The 5,089-nt window shown below is 60.6% G+C and carries 3 protein-coding genes and 1 pseudogene; 2 read left to right on the forward strand and 2 right to left on the reverse strand.

The window, feature by feature from the left end; translation table 11 throughout:
• Positions 1-73: 73 nt before the first annotated feature.
• On the forward strand, positions 74-1,765 hold the full coding sequence (locus IRZ31_RS20080) for a CHAT domain-containing protein (protein WP_287269405.1): 1,692 nt from the start codon (positions 74-76) through the stop codon (positions 1,763-1,765).
• A gap of 7 nt (positions 1,766-1,772) precedes the next feature.
• Entirely contained in the window at positions 1,773-3,413 is a 1,641-nt protein-coding gene (locus IRZ31_RS20085; RefSeq protein ID WP_069806207.1) for a VWA domain-containing protein, read from the forward strand.
• A gap of 388 nt (positions 3,414-3,801) precedes the next feature.
• On the opposite strand, the gene IRZ31_RS21515 is transcribed toward IRZ31_RS20085, so the two are convergent.
• Positions 3,802-4,170: an FGGY-family carbohydrate kinase gene (locus IRZ31_RS21515; RefSeq protein ID WP_084659217.1), complete on the reverse strand. Its 369-nt coding sequence runs from the start codon at positions 4,168-4,170 to the stop codon at positions 3,802-3,804.
• 237 nt (positions 4,171-4,407) lie between these two features.
• A pseudogene (locus tag IRZ31_RS20090) lies at positions 4,408-5,089 on the reverse strand (hypothetical protein); the annotation flags it as partial.

Raw genomic sequence — 5,089 nt, forward strand, 5'->3', positions numbered from 1 at the left:
TTATTTGTGTTATTCTAAGAGAGTAGCAGCGTTCTGCCTTGGTTAGCCTTTCATTCGTGAAAGGACGGGAGCGATGGTGCGTGCTAAACAGATCAAGGTTCTTCTGATCTTTGCCAATCCCCTGCCCGAACGGCGCCTTGAACTTGATAGAGAAGAGCGCCAGATCAGACAAGCGATTGAGCGCAGCATCTGTAGAGAGCGCATCAAGCTTGTATCGCGTCAGGCAGCCACGACAGCTGATCTACAGCGGGCGTTGATAGAAGGGTCGTATCAGATTGTGCACCTGGCTGGTCATGGGATACGAGAGGGAATTTTTCTTGCAGATGAGCGCCACGGTTGTCACCTTGTTCCTCCGGCTGGCCTGGCGCGACTTTTCCAAGGGCATCCAGCCCTGGACTGTGTCGTACTCAACATCTGCCATTCCCTGGCCCAGGGAGAGACGTTGACCTCAGTCCCTTTCACGATCGCCATGGACCAGGAGATCTCCGACGAGGCTGCTATCGAGTTCGCCCGCGGCTTCTATGATGCATTAGGGGCAGGAAAGTCCTATGAGGAAGCTTACGAGCAGGGCTGTACTGCTATTGCTCTGACCAGGCCACGTGAAACAACTCTGCCGCACCTGCTCAAGCATGGCCAGTGTGTGGCCCCCATAAACGACGAGCAGCCTGAAGAGAGCTGGCAGGAGATCAGCGCCCGACGTGAGCGTCCCTATATCCGGCCTGGCCGCTACCTCATTGGCTGTGCCTTTGATCTCTCTGGCTCGATGCAAGCCAGCATCCGTTCTGAAGGTGAGAAGGAGCTGAACCGCCTCCAGAGCGTTGAGCTAGCCTGGCGCGAGCTGCTGGTCGAAGCCAGAAACAGCCTGCGGGAGAGCCGTGCCCGCTCCCTGGACTCCTCCATTGATCTCTTCGCCTATGGCTTCGGCTTGCGCTCGGTGCCCGTGTGTGACCTTTTCAGCCTGCTGAGGGCCATTCGGGAACAGCTTCCCCAGGCCGAGATCGAGGATGCCACGGCGGCCAAAAAACAGAGCTGGAGGCGCCAGCTTAGCGGTTATGCTGAGACGAGCGCCTTGCTGAAGAGTCTCGACCTGGGTGACCTGCTCAGCAAAAGCCAACGGGTGATCAATCAGCTTGGCGAATACAGAGCGATCAAGGAATTGATCAGAGCCAGACGGTCGACGATTCTGGCCAGGGCAGAGGCACTTGGGGACACAACACTTTCCTTAGATGAGGCGCTAGATCTCATTGATGTGCCTGAGCGTTGGCGCATTGATTTGACGGTCCTCAAAGAGCTGGTCTTTGGGGCGACGCCTTCCAGAGAGCTGTTTGAGGAACTGATCCGGCGGTTTCAGGTAGAGCTGCAACAACGCTCGACTCCTCCCACTCGGACCTTACTGCTGCTCATTTCCGATGGCAAATTCGCCCAGCAGGACCCTTTACCTCTGGCCCAACAGCTGCAGCGGATGGGAGTCACGATTATCTCGTGCCTGATCAGCCCCCAGGATCTGAGCGACCCTCGCCAGCTTCGCAATACTATCGCACCCTCTTGGGGACCAGAGGCCGCGGTTATGTTCGAGCTGGCTTCTTCTTTACCCGAGCAGTCAGAGGTATGGCGTCACCTGCTCAGGCACGGCTGGACGATTTATCCGCAGGCGCGTCTCTTTGTTCAGGTGAATCATACAACGGTGCTCAAAGAATTTGTGCGTGTCGTTTTGAGCCTGTTAGAAGATTCGGAGGCCGCCAGGGCCTTTCCCAAAGGATGGTGAGTTAACGATGTCCACGACGGACGCCACACCTTTGACTTCTTCGCCACGTGCGAGTGCTCGCCCTCCTTTGCTGCTAGGCATCCTGGTTGATGTCTCCGCCTCAATGCGCCAGCAGTGGCATAGTACTGATGGCCGGCCTCTGCCGCGCGCCAGGGTCCTGCTGCAGGCCCTCAACAGGGCCGTGGAGTCTTTTCGCCACCATGGGCAGCAGGACAGCTTACCAGCGATCGACGTCTTCTGTCTGGGGTTCGGCTTCCGATGCCACGTCACTCCCATTTACGACCTGGAGACAGAGGAGGCCAACCCGCCCCAGCAGGAGCAGCCCTGTGCCAGTATGGGCCTGCTCGATTTGGTCTGCGATCTGCTGGCATTGAGTGAGATCGTGCCGCGCCAAGCTGATCTGGAGCGCTTCCAGCAGCTCCTCCATCGGAAATGGCAACAGTGCGCCGGCACGGTCTTCGAGCAGACGGCCATTGTGGCCAATGCCTTTGGTGAACTGGTGGACTACATTGAACAGGCCCTGCACGAGTCAGCCACACGCCGCCTTCAGCGCAGCTTGTTGGCCCGCTTCGCCCGTCTCGATTGCTTCCCTCGACTCGCAGCTTTGTTCCAGGAGCAGCTAGAACAGCGAGCCGTCAGGATTCGCGAGATCTCACGCCACGCTGCCAGGGAATACGCAGATTCGGTCTTCAACCAGGCCAACAGACATTTCAAGCGTTATCGGGATCACTATGTCCACATTATTGAAAGGCACCTGGAACGTTTCGCCAAGACATATGTTGTCACAGCACTGCAATCCTTCGTCCTGGGCTTCACTCTGGAAGAGATCGTTGATGATTTGGATGAGGAACAGGCTCTGACCCTGGCCAGGCGCATCTATGCCGACCTCCAAAGAGAGGTCGAGCAGCACGTGACAATGGTTCTGACGCTGTTGCTTGGCAAGCTGATGGCCCAGCGGCGTCTGATCTCGGCTCGCCTCGATCGACGCACTGTTGAGAGCCTGACTAGGCGCTTTCTCCAGAAACATGGTTGGGATATCTTGCGACCGCTCATTGAGGAGACCGTTCTGTCGCTCTTCCTTCGTCAGTTCCAGTGCGAGGCCAGGAACAACCTTCAGCGTTGGATTCGGCTGGCTAGCAGCCGCGAGGTCATCCGTCCGCTTAAGAGTCTGAGCACCTTGGTTCCTGCTGAGTTTGAAGAGCAACTCTGCACCGCAGGCGTCCTCTTCGGCGCTACTCCTTTTCAGGAGGCGTTGGACTGGGCAGCCCGTCGTTTCCTTGAGCCATGCTATCAGCAGCACCGCAAGGTCTTGCTCATCATCTCCGACGGCGCCTTTCCCTATGCACAAGGTGCCTTGATCACAGCCAGACTGTTAAAGCGACGCGGGGTTGTCATCATCAGCGGCCTGATTCACCGCCAACGGCTGCTTGATCGATTTTGCAGGAGCGCACCCCAGCATTGGCCTCCCGGAGCCAGATGCATGCTTGAGCTAGCCTCAGAGCTGCCCGAGGAGGAAGGCCCAGCGGTCAGCACCCCCTCAAGCCCGGCCCCTTCTGGCAAGAAGTGCTGCTATCAGCTCAACCATGCCGACCTCTTGGGGCCTTTTCTCGATTGTCTGCTCACTGACCCTGTGGTCGCCGATGGCTGAGTCACACAGCAGATCTATTTCATACGGCTACGGCCTCTTTCTCCATACGCCGCTTCCTGCGACGTTTGCGCTGGGGATGTCCTCAGCCCGAGTGGCTCCTGGTGGACAGCCGCGAGGCAACTTGAGATGAGCATAGTACTGAGTGGGCAGGTTGCCTGGTTATCTGCTCGCCAGCGCGAAATCACCCTGGCTCCAACTGGCCAACCCTTCCCTCGCTTTCACGGAGCCTTGTACCGCCTGCCTCGCGCTCCTCCTGCAGGGCAGCCGTGGGTGAGAGCAACAGCTCGCGAGAGCGCTGGTAGCGCTCTTGATAGAAAGCTCGACGAGCACCAGGAGCCGCCACAGACAGAACCGGTGGGCGCTGCGCTTCCAGCGCAGTGGCATCCTTTCAATCACCTGCAGCGAGTCCGACCAGGAGTGCAGCCCCTCGCACCGCCGTGTCCTTCTCAGCGACAGTCCAAAGTTCCCGTCTCAGGATATCCGCCAGCATCTGCTGCCAGCTAGAGTGCAAGCTCCCTCCATCGGCGGCGAGAAGCTGGTCACCTTCCTTTCTCTCAGAGAGCGCCTCCAGGGCCAGACGCCTTCCAAAGGCTACCCCTTCCAGAGCGGCGTGGAGGAGATGGCGGCGCTCATGCCCGAGATGCAGATGGAGCCAGCTAGCAGCCTGTGGCCTCGGATGATAGGGTCGCTCTGACGCCAGACAGAGCAGAAAGAACAGCGGCTCCTGAACATCTACCTCCTCACTGCTGGCATACAGCTCGTCCCAATTGGCCTACAAGGCCCAACGCACCCGGTCCAGAGTCAGCCCGACATTCTACACCGCCGCCATTCGATACCAATGCCGCCGTCCGCCGTTCAAGCGCACGCTTAGCCCGCGTATCTCCAGCAGCGGCGCCTTCGACTGCTGCCTACCGATGGGCCTCCTTTCTCGCTCACCACCATCGGGAGCCGAGCGCCCAATCTCGATCTGGACCTGTCCACCACTCTCGGTGCCTCAAATGCCACTCAGGCGCACCGGCGTTGCCTGCCCGGCCTTCTTTTCCTCTTCCGCCCAGGAGGTCGCCCGGGCGATGAGCCAGCCGCCTGCGGTCTCCGCCCACAGGCGCTGCCCCCGCGCATCTGCCTCCAGCCGATACTGCTCCAGCCCCGGCTGCCACCGTCGCCACAGCGCCCAGGCTTCCTGCAGCCGCTGCCAGGTCGTCGCCGCCTCCTCCGGCAGCCCTCGCAACTCGATCTCGACCGTCGCCTCCTGATCGCTCTCGCTGCCGGCTCGGCTCCAGCAGACCAGCCCCCGCGGCTGCGTCGCCAGCCACCAGACCAGCCAGCGGCGTCCCTGCCGCTGCTCCTGCCAGCACTGCAGGCCCGGCAGCCGCGCATACAGCCAGAACAGTCGCCACGGGTCCTGCTGCAGCTCCTGGGGCGTGAGCGGCCACTCCGGCTCCCCGCGAAACTGGGCCCAGCGTGGCCAGCTCTTCCCAGCCGGGCGCGGCGAGCGGTCTGCGTAGCCCGACTCCCGGCGCAACGGCATGAAAGCTGCGGGAAAACGCAGCCTCCCCTGCAGCCGGAGGCCTCGCTGGTCCCGCTGGGCCACCAGCACGCCGCCCAGCGGCGCCTGCCCCGGCTGCAGCACGGCAACCAGCCTTCCCCCAGGGGCCAGCTGCTCCAGCCAGGCCCGA

Source organism: Thermogemmatispora sp. (assembly GCF_019683635.1).
In the GTDB taxonomy this organism is placed as follows: Bacteria; Chloroflexota; Ktedonobacteria; order Ktedonobacterales; family Ktedonobacteraceae; genus Thermogemmatispora.

What these genes read in the sequence shown, in the direction of transcription:
- IRZ31_RS20080 (WP_287269405.1), top strand. Translation starts at nt 74, where the DNA reads ATGGTGCGTGCTAAACAGATCAAGGTTCTTCTGATCTTTGCCAATCCC.
- IRZ31_RS20085 (WP_069806207.1), top strand. Translation starts at nt 1,773, where the DNA reads ATGTCCACGACGGACGCCACACCTTTGACTTCTTCGCCACGTGCGAGT.